The organism is Methanosarcina sp. 1.H.A.2.2 (genome assembly GCF_000979975.1).
Lineage (GTDB): Archaea > Halobacteriota > Methanosarcinia > Methanosarcinales > Methanosarcinaceae > Methanosarcina.
In genome coordinates, this window is the sequence record NZ_JJQL01000079.1 from 82,986 (window position 1) to 103,180 (window position 20,195).

At 43.7% G+C, this 20,195-nt stretch carries 19 protein-coding genes and 1 tRNA gene; 8 read left to right on the forward strand and 12 right to left on the reverse strand.

The genetic code is table 11. The annotated features are described in order from the left end of the window. Positions 1 to 198 precede the first annotated feature (198 nt). Positions 199 to 942, forward strand: a complete 744-nt coding sequence (locus EO93_RS12220; RefSeq protein ID WP_048131352.1) for a HesA/MoeB/ThiF family protein — start codon at positions 199 to 201, stop codon at positions 940 to 942. A gap of 282 nt (positions 943 to 1,224) precedes the next feature. Further along, the gene (locus EO93_RS12225) at positions 1,225 to 2,163 is read left to right on the forward strand and encodes a hypothetical protein (protein ID WP_048131351.1); all 939 of its coding nucleotides are present in this window, start codon (positions 1,225 to 1,227) and stop codon (positions 2,161 to 2,163) included. A gap of 266 nt (positions 2,164 to 2,429) precedes the next feature. Here the strand turns inward: EO93_RS12225 and EO93_RS12230 are convergent, their stop codons facing one another. Both EO93_RS12230 and EO93_RS12235 read right to left on the reverse strand, forming a co-directional pair. Further along, the gene (locus EO93_RS12230) at positions 2,430 to 2,912 is read right to left on the reverse strand and encodes a peroxiredoxin (RefSeq protein ID WP_235284245.1); all 483 of its coding nucleotides are present in this window, start codon (positions 2,910 to 2,912) and stop codon (positions 2,430 to 2,432) included. 564 nt (positions 2,913 to 3,476) lie between these two features. Next, positions 3,477 to 3,550, reverse strand: a tRNA-Thr gene (locus EO93_RS12235). 181 nt (positions 3,551 to 3,731) lie between these two features. Between EO93_RS12235 and EO93_RS12240 the strand changes: the two genes are divergently transcribed. The 4 genes from EO93_RS12240 to EO93_RS12255 all read left to right on the forward strand — a co-directional run bounded on the left by EO93_RS12240 (position 3,732) and on the right by EO93_RS12255 (position 7,738). Beyond that, entirely contained in the window at positions 3,732 to 4,292 is a 561-nt protein-coding gene (locus EO93_RS12240) for an aldolase (protein ID WP_200898115.1), read from the forward strand. Between the two features lie 215 nt (positions 4,293 to 4,507). Next, a complete protein-coding gene (locus tag EO93_RS12245) occupies positions 4,508 to 5,119 on the forward strand; it encodes a CDP-alcohol phosphatidyltransferase family protein (RefSeq protein WP_048131348.1) in 612 nt (203 codons plus the stop codon). A 133-nt stretch (positions 5,120 to 5,252) separates the two neighbouring features. After that, positions 5,253 to 5,693, forward strand: a complete 441-nt coding sequence (locus tag EO93_RS12250; RefSeq protein ID WP_048131347.1) for an archease — start codon at positions 5,253 to 5,255, stop codon at positions 5,691 to 5,693. Positions 5,694 to 6,235: 542 nt separating this feature from the next. Continuing rightward, the gene (locus tag EO93_RS12255) at positions 6,236 to 7,738 is read left to right on the forward strand and encodes an RtcB family protein (RefSeq protein ID WP_048139967.1); all 1,503 of its coding nucleotides are present in this window, start codon (positions 6,236 to 6,238) and stop codon (positions 7,736 to 7,738) included. Positions 7,739 to 7,808: 70 nt separating this feature from the next. On the opposite strand, the gene EO93_RS12260 is transcribed toward EO93_RS12255, so the two are convergent. From EO93_RS12260 to mtrE, 9 genes are all read right to left on the reverse strand, one after another. After that, a complete protein-coding gene (locus EO93_RS12260; RefSeq protein ID WP_048162887.1) occupies positions 7,809 to 8,939 on the reverse strand; it encodes a hypothetical protein in 1,131 nt (376 codons plus the stop codon). A 1,146-nt stretch (positions 8,940 to 10,085) separates the two neighbouring features. Next, positions 10,086 to 11,036: a tetrahydromethanopterin S-methyltransferase subunit H gene (mtrH, locus tag EO93_RS12265; protein ID WP_048162738.1), complete on the reverse strand. Its 951-nt coding sequence runs from the start codon at positions 11,034 to 11,036 to the stop codon at positions 10,086 to 10,088. Between the two features lie 12 nt (positions 11,037 to 11,048). Next, positions 11,049 to 11,270, reverse strand: coding sequence for a tetrahydromethanopterin S-methyltransferase subunit MtrG (mtrG, locus tag EO93_RS12270; RefSeq protein ID WP_048162739.1), 222 nt, complete (start codon positions 11,268 to 11,270; stop codon positions 11,049 to 11,051). Positions 11,271 to 11,287: 17 nt separating this feature from the next. Continuing rightward, positions 11,288 to 11,512, reverse strand: a complete 225-nt coding sequence (gene mtrF / locus EO93_RS12275; RefSeq protein ID WP_011020329.1) for a tetrahydromethanopterin S-methyltransferase subunit F — start codon at positions 11,510 to 11,512, stop codon at positions 11,288 to 11,290. Then, complete coding sequence (gene mtrA, locus EO93_RS12280; protein ID WP_048162740.1) at positions 11,512 to 12,234, reverse strand: tetrahydromethanopterin S-methyltransferase subunit A; 723 nt, start codon at positions 12,232 to 12,234, stop codon at positions 11,512 to 11,514. Before mtrA ends, mtrF begins: the two co-directional genes overlap by 1 nt. 1 nt (position 12,235) lies before the next feature. Next, positions 12,236 to 12,562 carry a tetrahydromethanopterin S-methyltransferase subunit B gene (locus tag EO93_RS12285; protein WP_048131342.1) on the reverse strand — a complete coding sequence of 109 codons (327 nt, stop codon included), beginning with the start codon at positions 12,560 to 12,562 and terminating at the stop codon, positions 12,236 to 12,238. After that, positions 12,559 to 13,362, reverse strand: coding sequence for a tetrahydromethanopterin S-methyltransferase subunit MtrC (gene mtrC / locus EO93_RS12290; protein ID WP_048162742.1), 804 nt, complete (start codon positions 13,360 to 13,362; stop codon positions 12,559 to 12,561). The genes EO93_RS12285 and mtrC overlap by 4 nt, the downstream gene beginning before the upstream one ends. 2 nt (positions 13,363 to 13,364) lie before the next feature. Next, positions 13,365 to 14,114 (reverse strand): tetrahydromethanopterin S-methyltransferase subunit D, encoded by a 750-nt coding sequence (mtrD, locus tag EO93_RS12295; RefSeq protein ID WP_048131340.1) that lies wholly within the window; start codon positions 14,112 to 14,114, stop codon positions 13,365 to 13,367. Further along, positions 14,111 to 15,025: a tetrahydromethanopterin S-methyltransferase subunit E gene (gene mtrE / locus EO93_RS12300; protein WP_048162743.1), complete on the reverse strand. Its 915-nt coding sequence runs from the start codon at positions 15,023 to 15,025 to the stop codon at positions 14,111 to 14,113. Before mtrE ends, mtrD begins: the two co-directional genes overlap by 4 nt. Before the next feature lie 780 nt (positions 15,026 to 15,805). Here mtrE and EO93_RS12305 point away from each other — a divergent pair. Further along, positions 15,806 to 16,615: a sugar phosphate isomerase/epimerase family protein gene (locus EO93_RS12305; RefSeq protein ID WP_048162744.1), complete on the forward strand. Its 810-nt coding sequence runs from the start codon at positions 15,806 to 15,808 to the stop codon at positions 16,613 to 16,615. A gap of 74 nt (positions 16,616 to 16,689) precedes the next feature. Here the strand turns inward: EO93_RS12305 and EO93_RS12310 are convergent, their stop codons facing one another. Next, positions 16,690 to 18,609 carry a sodium:solute symporter gene (locus EO93_RS12310; protein ID WP_048131337.1) on the reverse strand — a complete coding sequence of 640 codons (1,920 nt, stop codon included), beginning with the start codon at positions 18,607 to 18,609 and terminating at the stop codon, positions 16,690 to 16,692. A 448-nt stretch (positions 18,610 to 19,057) separates the two neighbouring features. On the opposite strand from EO93_RS12310, the gene wtpA reads away from it, so the two are divergent. After that, on the forward strand, positions 19,058 to 20,149 hold the full coding sequence (wtpA, locus tag EO93_RS12315) for a tungstate ABC transporter substrate-binding protein WtpA (protein WP_048131336.1): 1,092 nt from the start codon (positions 19,058 to 19,060) through the stop codon (positions 20,147 to 20,149). The last annotated feature ends 46 nt before the right edge of the window (positions 20,150 to 20,195 follow it).

A 20,195-nucleotide genomic window follows, 5' to 3' on the forward strand; every position in this document is an offset into this window, starting at 1 on the left:
ATTCTCTTTAATCAAAGTTTAATCAACTTCAAGGTTTAATCAAAGCTTCCATTCCTTGCCTTTCCTCGGCTGTCCGAAGAGGTTATGCATTAAGAAGTCAATCACTACTGGAATGGTTTTAACTTCTCTGGATAATATCATTTTCAGAGACTGGCCAACAAAATCAATATTCGAGACGAATATTCTGGAAGATCTTTCATGAATGATTTTGAGCGTGAAAAATACAGCCGGCAAATCCTTCTTTTTGGAGAAGAGGGGCAGGAAAAGCTGAAGAATGCTAAAGTACTGGTTGTCGGTGCAGGCGGACTCGGAAGCCCAATTTCTACATATCTCGCAATAGCCGGGGTCGGAAAAATAATTCTTGCAGATTTTGATTCTGTGGATCTCAGTAACCTGAACAGGCAGTTTCTCCACCATGAGAAGGATATTGGGAGGGCAAAGGTTGAATCCGCAAAGGAAAAGCTTCTTTCCATGAATCCCGGAATTGAGGTTGAAATCATTGGAGAAATGCTTGCCGAATCAAACATCGAATCCCTGATTCCTGAATGTGATATTATTGTCGATGCCCTTGATAACCTCGAAACCAGGCATCTGCTTAACAGGCTTGCCGTAAAAAGGAGAATTCCATTTATTCATGGGGCGGTTACAGGGTATGACGGTCAGGTCACTACGATAATTCCTGGAAAAACTCCTTGCTTTTACTGTATTTTTCCGCGAATTTCCAAAAAAGAAGTTTTTCCGATTTTGGGTGCAACTCCGGGTATTATAGGCTCTATTCAGGCAAATGAAGTAATTAAGTTTCTGACTGGAAAAGGAAAGCTTCTGGAAGGCCGCCTTCTGTTCTGGAATGGGCTTTCAGGACATTTCAGTGAAATCTCTCTCTCGAAGTTAAATAATTGTCCGGTTTGTGGATCTCTTAATGAATTAACTGATAATATGTGAAAATAACTGATAATAATTGAAAATAACTGATAATAAGTACAAATATGTGAAAATAAGTGAAAATGCGTGAAAATACGTATAAATAAGTGAAAATAACTGAAAATAACTGAAAAAGAATAAGATATCTGCCTTTTCTCAGGAAGGGTAAACCTTTGTTTCAAGATGAAATAAGCAGGATTCCCGTCACTTCAGTGGCGGGTAGTTGACTTTCCTGCCTGTTGATCATTTTTTATATATCCTTAATAATAATATCTTATGGGATATGTCAAAGGGGGATATTTCATGAAACGAAAGGTTCCGCCAGTTGAGGGCAAAGGCGGCAATTGGCAAGATTATTCAGGCTCATTGTCTAAGGGATTTCAAGATCTTAATCCATATGCACCTTATTTCTCTTATGCTTCTGTCCCGAACGTTCCTTACCTTGACCTTGGAATCTATCGAGAATCCAGGGTTAAGTCGTTGATAAAGGTACACAGTAAGGATATGTACCGGCTGCTCGGGAAGGTTAATTTTGATGGAAAATACTACCGGGTAAAGTGTGTAAATTCCGGGGAATGGGAATGCTGCTGGGACCTGGCGGTCAGGGTTCAGTTTTTTGGAAAAATGCAGGGGATGGTTCTTTATCCCAAACGTCTGGTTTCCAGGAAAGAAAAAAAGATTATTTACAGGTCCATAATCCTTGTTAACCCTTACCAGCTCTGGGACGAGGCTCTTGTAAACAAATTCTGGAACTTGCAGGAGAGAGTAGAATTCCTTATAGCCAGAATCCTTTTTCATGAGTGCATTCATCTTATGATCTCGCTTGGAAATATCCTGCCTTCAGGTTTCGGAAATACGGATATCTATCTTGAGTTCAGAAAGATGCTTGAGATCTCCAACTCTAAAAAACTGTCATCTGAACGTCATGAGGTGCAGTTCCGCCTCTGGAATCTTGTCCTTTTTGGAGCTTCAGGTTCCGAAAGTGAACAAACATTGCTCGAAAGAGTTCAGGAGATCTATGAATTTCTTATTAATGAAAAATATAGTAACCAGAAAACGGGTAATGTTTTTCATTCCCCTTCTAACAATGAAAAAATAACCCGGAAATACATCTGGGTGGCAGCTGTCAAAGCCGGAGGTGATGTCCAGGTCAGCAAAAATGTATGGAAGGTGGAAGTCCGCAGGCTCAGCATTGCACTGAAAGGGTTGTATAATGGGATTGATGCGCTGCTTGGCAATTGAGCAGGATGACTCATCTTTTCCTTCTGTTTCTCCTCTTTCTTATCCACATTGACCTCTTCTTTCCCAGTTTCTGCAGATCTCTTCAAAAAATGACATTATTCTTCTCTTGTGAATATCAATGGCCAAAAATGATGAATTAGTCGACAAGAAGGCCCTAAAAATAAAATTAAGATTGCTTAATTTCAGTCGAATATCCGCACCTTGCTGTGGGGTGCGCCAGCATAACTTTGATTGACAAATTATTGGTGCTCAGAAAAATCTCTAAATTACAGAGACATCTGTGGAAGGTCAGATCTTTCCAGGACTTTTGCTATTTCATCCATATCGGGAAGTTCATGAACCAGATATCTTTTGAAGAATATCACTCTACGTTCCTCATCAATAATTATGTTCGCCCTGTCAGAGACTCCTTCTTTTTCTCTGAATATGCCATATTTTTTGGCAACCTCACCATGTGGCCAGAAATCCGAAAGAAGTCTGATGTGTTTAATCCCCAGTTCCATGGCCCAGGCTCTCTTTGATGGTATGGGGTCTACGCTTATACCAAACGCCACTGTGTTCAGTCTGGTGAACAATTCCTGGTTGTTCTCCAGGGATCTTATCTGTTCTGCACAGACGTTTGTCCAGGCAAGAGGATGGAATGATAAGAGTACCTTCCTGTCTTTTAATTCATAGAGATGCACTTCTTTCTCCTTATGGTCTCTTAACCTGAAATCCTGAATTTTATCCCCGATTTTTATCTCATTCATCATAATTCCTCCTTTAATAAAATCATTTATTTAATAATAACTTTTGTTTATTAAAATCTTTTAGTTATCTAATTTTTATGTGTTTGCCGATATTGATTCTTTATTCCGGAAATCATGAAAAAAGGAGCAAAAAGGGCTATTATTGTTTTATCTCTTATGCTCAACATATTCGATCAGTTTCAAAACATCTGATCTGTTTGACCGCTCTAACTCCGAAATGAAAACAAACATGAAATTCTTCAAATAACAGGCACAAAGAAATGAAAGTACTTTTCAAATCACATTACTTTCATGCCAAATAAAAAGATCTCTTTTTCAACTTTATCAATATCAAGCAATATTCAGAGCGAGAACTTTCAGAGCTGAGATCTTTTTTAAAATACGGGGTTGGCTCAGTCTCTCAGTAAAACAGTGATCCACAAAATTCAAAATTAATTCCTTATTTACATCAAAAATAGAGGCGTAATTTAAAGATTTTAACTTTTCCTGAAGACTTAATTTCTAAATTGTTATGTCCACACTCTCACTATTCCTGAAAGTGGACTTTAAACACTTTTTTTATAAAGCCTCGTGCGTGATTCGAACACGCGACCTAGTGATTACAAGTCACTCGCTCTACCGGGCTGAGCCAACGAGGCGCAATGAAGCTGACAGCAAACTTATCTAAATACAATACTCACAGATAAACTTTATGGCAGAATCTCCCTTTCGGGAGTTTGTCGCAATGTTTTAACTGTCTGCCTTTTCCCTGTTTTTGTTGTTTTCAGAATGTTGCGGCGCATAAACCTTATGGCATTCTTTCTCTATATCTCACATAAGATGTGGCAGGAAATGGCAAAATACGGGCGCAAGCTGGTAGAACACGGGCTTGTGGAATCAAATTTTGGGAATATCAGTGTCAGAGCCGGGGATAAGATGCTTATTACCCGGAGCGGAACTGCCCTTGATGAGATCACCGGCGATAATGTTGTTGAGGTCGATATTCAGGATACTTCATCCCTGGATATAATTGCATCTTCCGAGACTGTAGTGCATAGGGAAATCTACAGGAAAACCTCTGCCCTTGCAATAATCCACGCCCACTGTCCTTATGCAGTGGTGGAGTCCCTGCTTGCCAGCCCCGGAGAGGTGATCGTTCCTGTGGATAGTGAAGGGCAGTACTTCCTTGGGAATATCCCTGTGGTAAGCGGCGGGATCGGGAGCCCGGAACTTGCCGAAAACCTGGCAGATGCTCTTTCAGGGCACAGGGGGGCTGTGGTCTTCAGCCATGGGACTTTTGCCATCGGAAGGACTTCCGGAGAGGCGTATATTGTGACAACGCAGCTTGAGCACTCCTGCAGAATAAAGTATCTGTATGAGCTTGCAGCTGTAAAAAAGTGAAAATAAACAGTAAAAAGTGAGTTAAGTAAGTATTATCTATGGAGTGCACTGATAATCAAACATACAGCCTTAAGTATAAATATCAAAAGGCAGGTAAACAAGGAAATAATATAAATAAGTAGATTCAAATCGGCATAAGACGCAGGATAAGCTGCTATTCTTTCAGGCCTGTCTTCTATAACGGATATACAACTAAAAGGAAGATCCCAAGTACCATGACATTTAATGCCCTGAGACCCGTTGCCTCGAGAGTTATTGACCCGCTGGCAGATTTTTTCATAAAATATGAGGTCTCACCTGATACGATTTCCATAGTTTCCCTGATCTGTGCTTTCTTTGCGGGGCTCAGTTTTTATTATTCTCCTGTATATAACGAACTCACCCTATTAGCAGGCATCCTGGTAGTGTTTAACTCACTTTTCGATGCCCTGGATGGGGTAATTGCACGCAAATCCAACAGGGCAACACCGAGGGGTGATTTCCTCGACCACGTAATCGACCGCTATTCGGACGTGTTTATTATCTGCAGCATTTTTTTTGCAGGTTATGTGTCCTGGCAGATAGGGGTTGCGGCAATCGTGGGCGTGCTTCTTACGAGTTATCTCGGGACTCAGGCCCAGGCACTCAATCTCGGAAGATATTACGGAGGGATCATGGGCAGGGCTGACCGTCTTGTGGTCATAATCCTTGCCGCCTTCGCCAATTCGTTTTATCCTGCTTCGATTGTAGGTTTTACCATCCTTGGCTGGGCTGTTATCCTGATTGCTGTGACCAGCCACATTACTGCAGTCCAGCGGATTATTTATATCTGGAATAGGCTGGACTGATACCTTTCAGCGTTTTTTGATTTTAGCTGGTTTCAGGGTTCAGCCGGCGAAATCGTTTTTAAATCTTTTTGATGCCTGAAAACAGGCTCCTGAGGCGGATAGGTTAATGTAAGACAAAACCCAATACTGGACTATGTCGTCTCAAGGAAAAAAGTATGAGTATCTGGAACACACTGCAGATGTAAAGTTCCTTGCCTATGGAAATACTCTGGAAGAGGTATTTGAAAACTCAGCTCTTGCTATGTTCAATGTTATAATTGACACGGGGAAGGTTTCAGGAGAGACGGCTAGAGATGTTTCCCTTAAGTCCCCTGATCTGGAATCTCTGCTTGTGGACTGGCTTTCTGAGCTTTTATATCTTTTTGAGGTCGATGAGATTGTTTTCTGGAAGTTCCGGGTAGAGGAAATCAGGGAAGAAGAAGGCGAGTACTCAATAAAAGCCCTGGCATCAGGTGAAAAATACTATCCTGGAAGCCATCCCTTTGAAACTGAAATTAAGGCTGTCACTTATAATCAGCTGGAACTCGAGAAGACTGCCGCCGGCTGGAAGGCTCAGGTTGTTGTTGATATTTAAGGAGCAGTAGTTTTTGATTTCTTTACGTATGGCTGGAATGTATAGCTGCTTTTTGATTTCTTTATGTATGGCTGGAATGTATGGCTGCTATGCATGACTCTCATGTATGCCTCTTGTTTATTTCTATTATTTCACGCCATACATATCTTCATGTACGTGAATTATTATCCTATTCTGCACTATAAATCTGGGGTGAATTTTTATATGCTAAATTTACCTATCCCACTTAACCGGTTAAGTGAGTTTAAACAGCCAAATTTAAGTTAACTCGCTATATTAACTAATTAATTCAATCAGGTTCTTGCGGCTTGTTATTATCGAGCTATACTCGTTCCAGGCATTTTGTAAAATTCCTGGTCTTTAATGCAGTCTGAAACAGTGTATCTTATTTGTGTTTCCGGAGTAATTTGTAGATCATCAAGGAAACGTAAGGTAAATGGGTAATTTCAGGATTATATTCATATCGGGATTATATTAATATCAGGGTTATATTAATATCAGAATTATATTCATAACACGTAAAGGAGCAGGGAGTATCAATTATGGTAGAGAGTGAAGATATCGGTACTGAGGAATTGGGTACGGAAAATGTACACCGAGACATAAATAGCATGGTCCGGAAGCTTTCCGATAATAGCTGGGAAATCCCAAGAGGGCACATTCCTAATATGAGGGTTCCAGGGCGCCTGTTTGTATCTGAAAATTTACTTGGAAGCATTGAGCCCGGTACTATCGACCAGATTGCAAACGTTGCAACTCTTCCTGGCATTCAGAAATATTCCATGGCAATGCCTGATGCCCACCTCGGCTACGGTTTTGCTATAGGAGGCGTTGCCGCTTTTGATGCAGAGGAAGGAGTTATCAGCCCCGGTGGAGTGGGTTTTGATATCAATTGCGGGGTACGGCTAATCCGCACAAACCTTCAAAAGGAAGATGTAGTTCCTGAAATAAAAAGGCTGACTGATGAGCTTTTTAATAATATACCTTCAGGTGTCGGATCCAAAAGCCGGTTCAGGGCTTCTGACCGGGAACTTGACAGTGCGTTTCTTGAGGGTGCAAAGTGGGCAGTAGAAGCCGGGTATGGTGTGGAAGCGGATGTGGAACACTGTGAGGGGAATGGCTACCTGGAAGGAGCAGATATTTCTCATGTGAGCGCAAAGGCAAGGACCCGCGGAAAACCTCAGATAGGAACTCTCGGGAGCGGCAACCACTTTCTTGAAGTCCAGTATGTGGACGAGATTTATGACAAAGAAGTGGCTTCCGCCTTCGGACTTGAAGAAGGCCAGGTTACGGTAATGATCCACTGCGGGTCAAGAGGCGCAGGGCATCAGGTCTGCACGGACCATCTAAAAGAACTCTCTCAGGCTGTGAAAAAGTACGGGATTGAAATTCCGGACAAGCAGCTTGCCTGTGCTCCGGCTCAGTCAAGGGAAGCACAGAACTATTTCAAAGCTATGCTCTGCGCTGCAAACTATGCCTGGGCAAACAGGCAGATGATCACTCACTGGACACGCGAGTCTTTTGAAAAGGTATTTGGCAGGGATGCCGATGACCTGGGAATGAGCCTCCTGTATGACGTTGCCCATAATGTAGCAAAACTGGAAGAACATACTATTGACGGCAGGAAAAAAGAGGTTTACGTGCACAGAAAAGGGGCAACAAGAGCATTTCCCTCAGGACACCCGGAAGTTCCAGCCGCATACAGGGACGTGGGACAGCCGGTTTTAATTCCCGGAAGCATGGGGACACCTTCTTTCATACTCTGCGGTGCAAAAGAGGCTATGGACGTTTCTTTCGGCAGTGCCTGTCACGGAGCCGGGAGGATTATGAGCAGGGCTCATGCAAAGAAAGAGTTCCATGGTCAGAGCATAAAAGAGAACCTTGAAGCCCACGGAATCACTGTAAGGGCAACTCACCCTTCAGTAATTGCGGAAGAAGCTCCTGGCGTGTACAAGTCCAGCAGTGAGGTAGTAAATGTCGTGCATGAACTTGGTATTGCCCGCAAGGTTGCAAGAGTAATCCCACTTGGGGTCGCAAAAGGTTAAACTGGCAGAAATTTAACCTTCTTTTTTATTTTTTCCAGATTCTTTGAGCAGCCCGTCTTTCTCAGGAGTTTTAGTCTTTTGAACAGAAATCAGGTTCTCTGAATTCTTCTATTCCATATAAGTCGGAGCTGTCTGCAGATTGGTGTTCTTTATAAAACCTGAACACGATCATACTTGAATATGAAGAAGTTACAAAAGGTGTACCGTTTTCTCTGAATATATTTGAAAAATATTCTGCAAGGTTGTGGATAACGTTTTCATTTTTGAAATCATGATAGATGGTTACTGATTCTTTTTCTGGTTCAAGACAGATTTCTATATTCTTTACCAGCTGGGTTGTCAGGTACATCTTCCTGAAGTAAACCAGTAAATCTGGAAGAGACATTTCGCTTATTGATTGTTTGCACAGGCGTTCCAGTATCTTTGTCGGGTTCGGGACATCACCGGCTGCAAAAGTTTCGAACTGGGTTCGGTGCAAAGTCACAAGGTTGTATCTTTCAACATTGTATGTATTCATTAACTGGGTCCAGAACTCTGTATTATCGTCAAGTTCTCTGCAGACTATATCAAGGCAACCAAAGTGTTTTCGGATCCCTGGCATGGTCTCATTAAGAGACACTGAGAGGTTCTTTTTGAATGAGATCTGGGTTGAATTTGCCCGTCTGAAAATGTGTTCCACATCAAGCTGTTTCCATCTGGCCAGAAAATGGGCTATAAGCTGGGCAAAAAACTCTCTGCTGTTTATGGTGGCATTGGAAATGAGTATAAGGGCAGACTCAGGGTTGTGGATATCCTCACACTTGATTGATGTTCTGATTGTCCACTGGTAGTTTCTGGAAACCTTGTTAAGGTAGTCCTCTAGTTCTCTCATATCACTAATTTCAAAAGGATTGATTAGCTCATTAACCAGCTCTTCATCCGTAAGCCTTCCTTTTGTATTCCTGAAAAGCCATTCGAGCATTGTTTTATTTATAATGATATTTTCCCCGTTCTTGATTGTGTCGTTCAGTTCTTCTTTTGCGGGGGTTTCTTTTAAAAATATAATTGCTTCATCAATGCTTTTATGATACATAAGTGCTGTATCTGCAATTTCAATTGTGTCCCTGACTGCGGCGCTAAGATTCCCGTCATTGGCGTCTAGAAGGGGCTGCAACTTTTTAAGGTATTTATCATCAAGGGATATATTTTTTCTGATCAGCATATTTTCACCCAAGATGGTCTGGCTTTCCGGTCCTTTATGCTACGATCCATAGTCTGTGCCCCTGATACGAATGGCTTTTTATCTCTTCCGGCTCAAAGCTTAGAAAATTTGTTTTATCATATATAATATATTATTTTAAAATCTAAAAATCTTTATCAGTAGTTTATATAATGGTAAGTGCTACCGAATATTAAATCTTTCTGTTTAGTGCCATTTTTTGATAATTTTTGTAAATTTATATTATTCTTCAGGAAGGTTAGTCAATCTGCAGTTACACATAATATTCCCTGTTTGGAACTTCTGACAAATCCATCTGCTTCATTATTTTCGGTTCATTACTGTATGGCCCGCATCAGGTAGAACTTTCCTCCCATGTACTAAAGTGGGGAAGTGACACCGTATCTAAAACAGATAATATCAGTTCACAATTCTTTATATATATATGTAAAACAGTGTACGACATGTAAATTAAATAAATTAGAATGTGAATGGGGGCTCGAATAGCCTTGAGAATCAGGTTACTTATTTCCTATATGCTCACAGTTTGTATGGTCTTTGTTGTCCTCTCCAGTTTCGAAAGACACTGGTTAACTCTCTGACAAATGGTGAGTCTGGAAATGGATTTGTATACCTTCTGATTGGGTGGGGGTTCTGTATAAACATCCCGTCAGGACTTTACATATCCTTAATAATCTGATCTTCTACAGGGCATATTTGTTCCCCAACAAAAGCGAGTTGGGAGTGGATTCATCGTATCTGGCAGGCTCTTTAATACTTCCTCGTCTGTCAGGTACTTTCCTTATAATAAATAATCTGAGAATACAAGAAATTCTTTCAGGTTTAACTTTTTCTCTGTTGTTTTTTCTCTGTTTTTTCTCTGTTTAAGTTTCTTTTTCTCTCATAATTTTTCTCTCATAATTTTTCTTTACTACTTGAAGGAGAAATAATTCCACGAGAAAGGTACCTTTAGGACTGGTGTACCTTCAGGGGCTGGTATGGCCTCACAGTTACCTCTACTATGGACTGGGAATGATGAGAAAACTTTGAAATAAATTACTGAATCCACGGTAAAACAAAAAAAGAAAAAGCAAAGAGAAAACGCCTCTTTGCTTCTGGATCTTGCGATCCCTTTAATATATTTTGAACTTACGTCAGTTTGGTGACCGGGTGGTTAGCCAGGTCGGCAATCTCAACGCCAAGTTCCTTTGCGGTTTCGCCAAGCATGATGTCTACCATGGCTACAGCCGGGAAAATCTGGTTGACGTTTTCGATAGGACCGTAGAGCAGGAAGTCAGAACCTGCAATCTGGGCTACCAGGTTGGTACCAATGTCTGTAGGCATGTAGATTGCTTTTGGGTCAGGCTGGGTTTTCTTGAATTTCCGGAGCCAGTCCCAGGCTGAGGCCATGTTGTGGTATCCGCCGCCTACAGGAAGGCCGAGCTTTCCTTTGATTGTTGGCACTGAGCGGATTGTTGCGCCAGAACCTGCGCCAAGGGGCATTGCAGCAACGTCGATAAGGGGAATCTTGATTCCACATTCCTTAGCGACCTGGAGCATACCTTTAGTCTGCCCGGAACCACCGACTTCAAGGATGTCAAGCTTTCCTTTTACGGTTGGGTCGGTTGCATTGAAAGCCAGGACAATTGCGGCTTCCACATCGCTCTCTGCGAGTACGTCCATTTCTGACTGTTCAATACTTGCATTGATGGAGTTATGGATTGCCCTGTTTGCAACTCCGATTTCAGTACAGTACTTTGCTGCGAATGCACGCACTTCTCCGGCTGAGGAGTCGATCAGGAAGGGGGTCCTGTCGTCGATCCCAACGAACCAGTCGATGTAATTCTTGATTGCTTCGGGGGTTTCACCCACGATCTGGTTTACGTAGGGGTTTCCGGTGGCGTCGCTCATTGACACCTGGGTGTTCCACAGAGTTTCTGCAGCGGCTCTGTCAAAGAGACCTTTGTCCTCATCGGTCACGATCTTGTGTCTTGCATAGAACATGGTACTGACTAACACGGTTGGGTATTCACCCGGCTGTCCGCCGAACTTAACTCCACCTACTTCGAAAACTTCCTGTTTCTTGTCAAACTTGAACATTTTGATCCCTCATTATATTGTGAACATTGATGATACCGAGACATAGATCAGGAAGAGGAGCAGTCCTACCACTGCGCCGTACAGAATTCCAATGTCTCTTCCGACCTTCTTTCCGATTCTCTGTGCAACTTCACTGTTGACAAACTCAACCTTTTCATCGATCTTTTCGAGCCTTTTCATTACTTCGTTAAACTCAGCTGGATCTACATACGCTGCTGGTGCTTTTCCTTCCATAGTTTCACCTCTCAAGCTTAGAGACCGGCCATTAACGGGAGTATGATTACCATCAGCAGTGAAAAGAGGAAGCCTGCTGCAAAGCCAATTATTCCGGTGGACATTACCCCGGAATCCAGCTTCTGGTTCCTCGCAATCAGCTGTGCTCTGTACCGAATGCTCTCAACAGTAGCATCAATTGCGCCCATCTGAGGGTTGAGCACCATTGGCACTCCTTTTCCGTATTCTTCTGCCATCCTCATTACCTCCCGAGCAGTAATAACCCAAGCAGGGATATGGTTACTGTCAACCCGATCATGGCACCTTCAATCTTTCCTGCATGAATCCCTGAGTGGAACTTGTTCAAGTTTCCGATGTCAAGCATCCGGGCTTCAATGCCTTTCAGCCTGCTGCGGATGACTGCAATCTCACCGGAGACCGGCCTGACTACTCCTGCCTCTTCTTCTTCTTCTCCCTCGTCGCTGATTACCACGACCATTGGTTCTGCATCAAAGGCACCAGGGTCCTTTGATGCAAGTTCCCTTACCTTGGCTGTGATTGCACCCATGTCTTCTGTGTCCAGCAGGTTTACGGTCTGGATCTGCTGCTGGAAGCGGGCAATTACCTCCTCGTTCAGGTTCTCTACATACGGGATAGCACCTACAGCACCTACAATTCTGTGGTCTTTTACACCATTTGCATGGACAGCGAGCATTGCCTGTCCTGTGACGTGCCCTTTGACTTCAGCTCCGGTTACAACCAGGAACCTGATATTGGGGTTTGCAATTATGTCGGCAACGACCTTCTCTATACCCAGGTTTTCGGTTTTACAGGACCCCGTAATTGCTGCTCCGGCATCGAGAATAGGTTTTCCTGGGAGGTGTGACGCACAGGTAATGACTGCAACACAGCCCTTTACATCGCCGACTTCATATTCCCCTTTCAGAATGGGCCATCCTGGCGCGGGTTCTCTTTTATTTACCATTTTACATACCTCCCTCGATCAGTCTCTGTATGAATATGATCAGGGCAAGCAGCCCGCTGAAGGCAAGACCTAAAACGACTCCGTAGAAAGAGTTCCCATAAATTCCTGCCATATAGGAGGTGTTTTCACGGCCGGGCCATGAGTTCATGAGCGGTTTGCTGGGCGAAAGTGAGTTTAACAGATCTTCTGCAATTAAGTCCAGTTTGTCCATTCTCTCAAAGACAGGTTCCATGGAATAGAGAACCGAGTCTGCCCTTTCTTCTGCTACAACTGCAGTGTCAGGGTCCATGACCAGGTGTACTTCGGGAGCTATGCGAATCATGCTCATTGCAATTCCTCCGCACTGGGCAGCAGCCCGGTTCCAACAACCGCGTGTGCATCTCTCTTGACAAGCTCATAGTACTTCATAAAGGCAAAAGCCCAGATAACAAGGCCTACAAAGATGTTTAATCCGGCTGCCATCAGTCCTTCATGGAGTGAAGATGCAAAACCTGCAATAACTACTGCGATGGCTGCCTTTTCAACAGCTAACATCAGAGTTCTGTCCTGTTTCTCATCAGGACCAAGGTTAGCATTGAAGGGGTGAAGGATTCCCATACCGCCTATGATAAAGATCAGTGCAATGTATCCATTGGCGACCACGTTTTGAACGACAGCCGCGTAATCAAAGGACCCTGCAATGACAACGCTTAATCCTATAATTGCCAGGGTTCCTGCACCTGCAATTTCCACCATGGCTTGTTCCATAATGGGGATACCCATTCCGATTACCTTGTTTGCAAGGACACCGATAATGGCACCTATAACTGCGGCTGCAATAAAGGACACTATGGGTCCTGCAATGCTTCCTACGGAAAGCCCGAACAGGGCAGCGACAATTCCCATACCAAGGGCGATCATACCAATGGATGGAACCCCGGTACCAAGACCGTAGCTTGCAACACGGCGAACCGCATCAGCACCCCATACAATGGCGCAGATTGCTCCAAGGCCTCCGAAGAAGGAAAATGCTGGAGGCATGAAGTGGCCCAGGTAAATCCCTGCGAGACCGCCGACTGCACCAATAGCCATTATTGTTTGTTGAGGATACCCGCCTTTGGCTCCTCCTCCTGCTCCACCTGCAGACATTTTTAGATACCTCCGAGCTGTGAAATTGCGATTACTGCCACAATGGCACAGAATATCGTTGCTATAAAGGAAGATATTACCGCCTTTGGCCACTTCTTCCACTTGGGGTCGTGGAAACCTTCGATTGTACCTCCGATGTTATAGGAGGGAATCACAGCGTTCACGAAGAAGATGCCTATTGCGAACATTGCAGCAATTCCTACAAGTTCATTCCCTGTAACCGAAGAGCTTGCGCCTGCGCTGAGACCTGCAGTAATACCCACTTCTATAAGAGAATAATATATGAGGGCTCCGCCGATTCCACCAAGGCAGCCGCCAATTACACCACTGACAAATGAGACTGTTGGAAGTCCGTGCCCCTCAGTACCCTGGGAGACATACAGGTCCTGTCTGTATTTTGTAATAGGGTCGACTTTTACCTTTGCTGAGGAAGGCACACAGCCCACACCGTAGACGTAGACCCAGGTTCCGACGATCATGGTTACAGCAATCATGATCATTGCCCCTACTGCACCCGAGGCAAGAATTAAGGGAAGATCCTTTGTCACGTTCATCATGAACCCGGCACTGACAAGTCCTGTCAGACCTGCTCCGGCTGCCAGTTGCACGGTACCAGTACCGATACCGGTTGCCTGAGCCATAGCTGCAGGTGCACCACCCACAGGCACGAAGTGGACACTCCAGGAAATCAGGACGCCACCAATTACAATGAATGCCATCCAAATGATATTAGCCATAAGGGCGTCAATCATGCTGAAGCCTCCTCGGTTTTGTCTTCTTTGTAAGGCCCAAATGCCTTGCGAGCTTCGACTTCAATCTTCCAGTTCCAGATAATTAAGATAAGAACAATGGCGACACCTGCGATAACAGAGAACCAACCCTGTGTGAGGCCTTTAGCAGGATCAAAAATAGTGGTAACCCAGCTACCAAGGAATACAGTCATACCAAAAGCAATGCCTGTGACAGGACCTCCGAACTTGGCACAGAACCAGGAGTTATCGTACCCGTTTCTGACCCCGGATTCTCCATATCTGACAATGTTTCCCGAGTTTGAAGCATTGAGCCCGGAACCGAACTCGAACTGCTGGAATTCACGCTCTGCCCCGTAGTGGACGTCACCTGTAGATGAACCAATTGCACCTACTGTAATACCCCAGATAAAGGCAAGCATGGTTAGCGGGAATGGATGTCCAAGCACGACGGTCATCATATAAGACACAATAAGGATACAGAAAGTTGTTATGAATGCGTATCCCATGATTACCGGGGTGTGACTTCTTATCATATCCAGATAAATTGGCTGCTTGAAGCGCCTCTGGCTGGCTGAACGGCCCATTACAGAGGTGACGGCAAAGGTGCCGTGGACGCATGCTGCAACAAGGGAACCGATTACCAGTGCAAAGAGTGGAGATAAAGTAAATTCACTTATTAATACTGTAGCTACGGCTGCACCTACCGAGCACATTAACGCGTTTGAGGGTGGTTCCCCCGATACCGCTTTATTATATATTCTGTGCGGAAACATCATTTGGGGGGCTAACTGGACCTGTGAGTTGGGATTACTCTGGGATCCGACATCGGATTCGAGGTCCTCTGAGGCACCTGCAATGGTTGCAGCTACGCCAATAAGTGCCAGCACTCCCATGCCTATGAGTGGTTCCATTCATTTTCCTCCTTTATGTTATTAACATGTTAATAAGCTGGATTCAAAAACGTTATACATTTTTTTAAAAACGTCTGCCATCTCATTGCAAATAAAAATGATGATGACGAGCATTAAATTTTGGATTAGAGAGGATCATTCATAAACCTTTCGAATTAAGGACGCTTTTAAAATATTATTATATGATTATATATTATACAATCAATTTTATAAGATGTATTGGACCGGTTAAAATAAACAAAATCCCATATATATATAAAAAAATAAATTTTACTTTCTCCAGTATCATATAAAGATTCCGATTGTTACGAATGAATTTTTTTATTTATTTTTAATAATATATTATCTATTTTTATAATAATGGGTTATCACAACGTGGTTTTTATATTACTAACTTTTATAAAATGTAAATCTCACCAATATCCTTTATTTTTTTCAGGGACAAAAAGGACATTTTTCCGTTTTATAACTTTTAATTATTTTCTATTGTCCTTCTTCTCAGTAAAAATATATTCTTCAGGACACAACTATCTATTTAGTTAGAAACTATTTATTAATTCTTTTAATAAGAAGGGCTGGTAACAATTTATTATATATAAATATGTTGGCTATATTTCCATCTTTATAGCAATTTAAAGCCTTCTGCCCCGGGTTACATGCAAATCTCATCTTTTTTTCCGTCAGGGCACAAGTTCTGTCATAAATTTACACAGTTTTGCTGTTTTCTGGTTGTTACGAGCACCGCAAAAGAACTTTATATCTGGTTTCCTTGCTAAATGTGTGATTTTCGGAGCTTCATCCTTTGCTGGTTCCCTTCAGGAACTAAAGGAAAATGTGGGGTCTATAGAATTATATGTCCCTAAACTGGGAATTTATAATGGTTCGGTACTTGAAAAGAAAGAACTTGAGCGTATCCTTGACGAAATGTCAGCATACTATTTTGCAGGCACTGTTCACGCCCCCTATTCTGCAGCAGATCCTAAGTACCCTGCAGCCCTGCAGGTGGATACTGCAAAAATGGGGGACAGAGAGTTTACTCTCCTTGAAGAGTCCATGTCAATTGCAAACAAAATAGGGTCTCATGTAGTTGTGCTGCACCCTGGCAGAGTTGGGACCGAGAGAGAAAAATCCTTTGCTTCAATGGTCAATAACCTCAAATTTCTTGCCTCTCTGGCTGAAGACTATGGAGTTATGCTGGGGCTTGAAAATAAGGAAGGGACAGATCCCTCGAACTTTTGCTGTGAAGCAGAAGAACTTTCTCGGACCATTGAAATTGTGAACTCCGACCATCTTAAGGCTACTTTTGATATCGGGCACGCGAACCTCACCTGTGGGGGAGACTCTGAAAAACTCAGGACGTTTGTCCGGACCCTGCAGAAACATATTATTCACCTTCATTTGCATGACAACAGTGGGCAGTGGACTGAAAAATATGATGGGGACGAACATATGGTGCCAGGGGAGGGATGCGTCGATTTTTCGGTCCTCAAACTGCTTTCCGACTACAGGGGTGTCTATAACCTGGAAGTCTTCTCCCTGGAAGATGTTCAGCTTGGGAAAAAAATCGTTGAAAAAGCTCTATATTCTTGAAGCGGTTAAATTCCAAAAAAGAAATAAATGGCCGGGGTCGGTTAAGAACCTCAGCCTTTCTTAATAACCCTTTTTTAGTAGAAGTCCAGTTTAACTCCTTTCTGACCAAGCACTTTTTTAAGCTCTTCATAAGCTGTAAAAAGCTCTTTTTTCTGTCTTCCAACGGTTTCAAGTTTTGGTTCGGCTTTGAGCCAGATATCCCGCTCTCCGCTTCCCCTTGTAACAGCTACGCAGGCAAGCATGTCTCCATGGGTCAGCCTGTATACGGAATCAAGCCCTGTTGGAGTAACCCATGCCGGTGAGCTGGTTTTTAGCCTTTCCACAAGTTCGTGCCAGGTGAGAGTTCCTGAAGCCCGGAGGTTAAGCTGAAGGTGGGTGCGCTCCCCTGCAATGTTCTCATCCACGTTTTTGAGGAAAGCACTGTATGAGGGGTCTGCCTCATTGATCTCACGTGTTTCGTAGCGGGCAAGCTCTTCGGCTTCCTCTTCGAAAAAGGGCGCAAGATTAACCCTGCTTGAGGGCTTTGTCATAAGGGAGATCCCGAAGAAGGCAATGGCACTCAGGCCCATTCCCACAATAACACCGTGGCTCATCAGGGCCGGATGGATTGTTTCAAGGTAATAAGGTGCCATGGGAGGAGTCCTTATTAAGTCCAGGGCTACAAGGGTTACCTGGACTGCAAATCCTACCAGCATCCCTGCAAAAGCTCCTTCTTTCGTAGCTCTTTTCCAGTACAGGCCTCCCATGAGAGGGAAGAAGTAGGAAGCGCTTGCAATAAAGGTTGCAATATGAATTGCATCGATTATATTGGGGATTACAAATGAGCCTGCAGTTGCAGCAAGCACAATAATGAGCACACTGATCCTGTTTACAACCAGCATTTCCTTCATTGTAGCATCAGGCTTTATGTATCTCTGGTAAATGTCCCTTGAGATACAGGATGCTCCCGAGGTTGCAAAAGTGTCCGCACATGACATGGAAGCTGCTGCAAGCCCGATTGCGCTGAGGGCTATTACCAGGGGGGCTGAGGCGAAACGTTCACTGACAAAGGCAAGAAGCGCAGGTTCTGCAAGAGCCATTCCTGCAGGAAAACCCATTCCTGCTATTTCAGGGTAAATGGCGTTGAGAGCTATTGCAATTACAGCACATGCCGCGAAAACTACAGTGATCATAAGGGATCCTATGATCATCCCAAGACGGGCTGATTTTGCATCCCTTGCAGCCCATACCTTCTGCCAGGGGTCCTGTTCTGTGATCCAGCCCGGGATGATTGCCAGCACAAAGATAAGAACCATGGGAATGCCAATTGAGAAGGGGTTCCACCACGTAGCCGGAACGTTTCCGAAAAGCTCTGAGCTGCTTATTGCAGGAGTATTAAGGCCTCCATCAGCTACTGCTCCTACTGCGGCAAAAGCCATTGCTATTGTGAAGATCGCAAGGAAACCAAACTGGACAACATCTGTCCAGACTACCGCCGAAAGCCCGCCCAGGGTTACGTAAAGGGAGACTGCAATTGCAACGATAGCTGCAGCATAAAGAGGATCAAGGCCGTAGAAGACCTGGAGCACCAGGGAGAGCCCTGTAACATCTGCTACCGCAAAAAGAATCATCACTACAGTAATGATCAGGGCAATCGGCCATCGGACTGCGCTGCCATAGCGCTGTTCCAGAAGTTCGGGTTGTGTGATTGCAGGCAGGTTCTTGATCTTCCCCACAAGTATTGCAATGATAAGAAGGGCGAGGATGTTGGGGGCGACAAAAGCCCATATAGAACCCATTCCCTGCAGCATGTAAAACCCGATAACCGCAAGAAGTCCTCCGGCTGTCAGCCATGATGCTGCAGCTGAAAATCCGAGGGCTGAGGGGCCAATCCGGCGTCCCGCAAGCCAGAAGTCAGTAACAGATTTCTGTTTTTTATTAAAGTACCAGCCAATAGCCACAAGTCCGGCTATGTAGACCGCAAGCAACGTCAAGAATATATTATAACCATCCATAAGGACACCTTTAAAAGGATCAAATAATGTATATGAGTACTATCCATTTTATAGAAATTTTTCCTGAAAATATCACAATCATTCAGGAGTACTTTGCTTTTATATATTCTCATCTTATTAAATATGGGTAAGTAAATTTTACTTCAATTCTACTATTTTATTTATTCCTTGGATGTTTTACGAGCTGCCTTTTTCAAATAAATACAAGTTAACTTGGGTTTCATTCTTTTCGATTCTTGATTTTTGATTCTTGATTTTTGATTCTTGATTTTTGATTCTTGATTTTAATTCTGAATTACATTTTTTTTATATGGACCGTTTTTTCGCATGGAAAACGCTTTTTTAAGCCTCTACTCCTTCTTTTTTGTTTATCCAGGCTCCCTTTATGTGAAAACGTGGCAGTTTTACTCAAAAGGTTTATATGTGTTATGTTAAAGACCACATAACCATGAAAGGTAAAATCGAAGTTTTCAAGGTAATCGCGGTTTTCTTAATCCTGATTACTATATTTGGAGGCCTTGGATGCGTTGACAACCAGGCAGAGGGCGAAAGTGCCGGAACAATGGAAAATGGTTCTGGAAATCCTTCTTCAGGTTCAGGGGAAGTCCTGACAATTTTCCATGCCGGAAGCCTGAGTGTGCCCTTTGAGGAGCTTGAAGCCGAGTTCGAAGCCCAGCATCCGGGGGTTGATGTTCAGCGGGAAGCTGCAGGGAGTGCTCAGAGTGTAAGAAAGATCACCGAACTTGGAAAGCAGGCTGATGTTCTGGCATCTGCGGATTATGTCCTGATCCCATCCTTGATGATGCCGGAATATGCGGACTGGTATGCGGCTTTTGCAAGAAACCAGATCGTAATCGCTTACACGAATGAAAGCATGTACAGCGACGAGATCAATGCAAACAACTGGTATGAGATCCTCAGGCGTCCCGGGGTAACCTACGGCTTTTCTAACCCTAACGACGATCCATGCGGCTACAGGACTCAGATGGTGACACAGCTCGCAGAGTTCTATTACGATAACAGCACGATCTATGACGACCTGATCCTGAATAAGACTGGCATGACTGCCACAACAGAGGAAAACGGGACAGTTCTGGTACACGTCCCTGCATCCGAAGCCCTCTCTCCTGACACCAGCAAGATCATGCTCAGGAGTATGGAAGTTGAACTTTCTTCTGCCCTTGAGACCGGGGAAATCGACTATTTCTATATCTACAGGAGTGTTGCTGTCCAGCACGGCTTTGAATACGTGGAGCTCCCACCTGAAATCGATCTGGGGTCTATCGAATATGCTGACAATTACTCGAAAGTCCAGGTGGAAATGGCAAACGGAGAAGTAGTTACGGGATCTCCTATCGTGTACGGTGTAACAATTCCCAAAAATGCGAAAAACCCGGAACTTGCCACTGAATTCGTAAAACTCCTCCTCGATGAGCCTGGTCAGCAGATTTTCATAGAGAACGGACAGCCTCCGATTGTCCCTGCCATTTCCGAAGGAAAAGATAAAATGCCTGAAGAATTGCAGGCTCTTGTGGAATAAAGATGAACTCTCCCTGGTCCGGAAACCTGTTTCAAACACCTCTGAT